This is a genomic window from Methanospirillum sp. (assembly GCF_035560735.1).
Classification (GTDB): domain Archaea; phylum Halobacteriota; class Methanomicrobia; order Methanomicrobiales; family Methanospirillaceae; genus Methanospirillum.
The window spans coordinates 1-2,567 of record NZ_DATMYY010000339.1; the positions used below are offsets into that span (position 1 = coordinate 1).

1 protein-coding gene is annotated in these 2,567 nt (G+C 42.1%); it reads left to right on the top strand.

Annotated features, from left to right (window positions below; genetic code table 11):
* Positions 1–156: 156 nt before the first annotated feature.
* On the top strand, positions 157–2,567 hold a 2,411-nt coding region (locus VN429_RS10050; protein WP_325632854.1), incomplete at its 3' end, for a PKD domain-containing protein.

The window sequence follows — 2,567 nt, forward strand, 5'->3', positions numbered from 1 at the left end:
ACGGTCATCTCACTGTTCTGGTTGGTGAAGAGTTACATGGAAGAAAAAAATTTAGTTCGTGTGAGGAGATTAGGAATATTAGATTCATTTCAGTTATACCTGATATAATTAGTGGGGCATGAATCGTACCAGGACTCATAATTTAAGAAGGGAATCATGAACCATACCAGAGATACACCTGAAAACGATGGAACGAGAGTTATCTGCAATATTTCGCAGATAACTTATCTCCTCATCTTTTTTTTGCTCTTATCCGGAAACCCTGCTTTCGCTGATATTATACCCGGTTTTGCTGGAGTACCCACACAAGGATCCGCTCCTCTTTCTGTATCATTCATAGATCAGAGTGCAAGTAATGCAACTATTACAGAATATTCCTGGAATTTTGGTGATGGTAGTTACAATTCAACTGAAAAAAACCCGAATCACACATACCAGGGAGTGGGGAGATATAATGTAACTCTCTCGATAACTGATCTCAATGGAGTGAATGCATCAACAATACAGCAGAAATATATTCATGTCCAGCCATCTGCATACCCGGTAGTCAAGTTCGGAGCCATATCCCAGAATAGTACTCCTTCACAGGAGGTTTTATTCCTTGATCAATCTGAACTTGACCCTGATGTCCCAATAGCGATGTATTACTATATCTGGAATTTTGGGGATGGTTCTGAGTCTGGGTTATCAAATTCCAGGATTATTAAGCATAGATATTCTAATCCTGGAGATTATTTAGCACAACTCCAGATACAGGATCAATACGGGGAAAGGCATAATGCCCCGGACCCGGTGCATATTACTATCACCAATAATACCTCATCATTTTTAGCAGGGTTTTCAGCAATCCCCCCGCTTGGACCTGCTCCATTATTGGTTTCCTTTATTGATCAAAGTTTGAGCCCAGTTTCTATCACTAACTATACCTGGGATTTTGGAGATGGAAGTATTCCATCATCTGAAAAAAATCCTGTTCACTCCTATGTGGGCATCGGTAAGTACAATGTTTCCCTGAAGATAACGGATGCCAATGGTGCGAATACAACCACCATACTGCCATATTTCATTCAAGTCCAGCCATCAAAATATCCAAGAGTAAAATTCACCACACTTCCCCAGAATACACAGGTAAACGGGGATGTATATTTCATCGATCAGTCTCAACTGGACCCTGCTGTTCCTGATGAAATATACACATATCTCTGGGATTTCGGAGATGGTTCATTATCTAATGCCTCAAACACACGCAATGTTCAGCACCGGTACACTAAACCAGGTAATTATACTGCTCAACTCCAGATACAGGATCAGAATGGAGAAAAACACAATGCTCCTGTTCCCATGATGATCACGATCACTAATCAGACTTCATCAACTCAGGCATCATTCACGGCAAAGCCACTGGCAGGTCCATCTCCGCTTAATGTTTCATTTACTGACCACAGCAGCAGCCCGGCTTCCATCTCTGCATATGCCTGGAGCTTTGGAGATTCCAAGACTTCTACACTGAAAAACCCTGTTCATACCTATGCAGATCCCGGCAGTTATAATGTAACGCTGACCGTCACAGATGCTGATGGCATACAAGCAACAACGACAGAACCAGGATACATTCACGTCCAGCCATCAAAGGATCTGAAAGTTACGTTCAATGCAACACCGACGAAGGGTTCTGCTCCCCTGAAGGTATTATTCACAGATCAAACAGAGTTAGATCCTTCAATCCCGATTGAAAAATACAAATTTAGTTGGAATTTTGGAGATAATACCCCTGCTGACCGTTCAAATGCAAGAACTATAGAGCACCACTACAAAAAACCGGGAACATATTCTCCAACATTAGAGATCCAGGATCCGCATAAAAATAAGTACATCTCACCAAACCCCGTAGTCATAACCGTTACGAATCAGACCAATCCGGTGCATGCCGAATTCTACGCAGCACCGGTCAACGGATCTGCTCCCTTAAAAGTTTCATTTTTCGATCAAAGCACGAGCCCTGCAGATCACTCAAAATATTTGTGGGACTTTGGTGATGGAAGTCGTACTTCATTTGAAAAAGATCCGACACATATCTATGGAAATGCGGGCATCTATGATGTGACATTAAAGGTTTCAAATGAATTTGGTTCAGATTTCCTTATTCGTGGAAATTACATCAATGTCTCTCTTCCACGTTTCTATGTTATAAACGCTACCGCATCTGCAAATGGAGCCATTAGCCCTTCCGGTGATGTCATCGTTTCTGCTGGTGCTGACCAATCGTTCACCATCAGTCCGAACTCAGGATCAAGTATCAAAGACGTTCAGATAAATAGGATAAGTATCGGACCGATCTCTACACATACGTTCGCTCATGTAACCTCAAACCAGAAAATTCATGCTGATTTTGAGAAATCGACGGTTCCCCTTTCAGCGAAGTTTATCGTAGATAAAGGATCAGGACCTGCTCCACTCACCGTTCAGTTCACTGATACATCTACCGGATCTCCAAACTCGTGGTACTGGGACTTTGGAGATGGATCAAACTCAGTGAAACAGAATCCTTCTCACACATACACCAATTC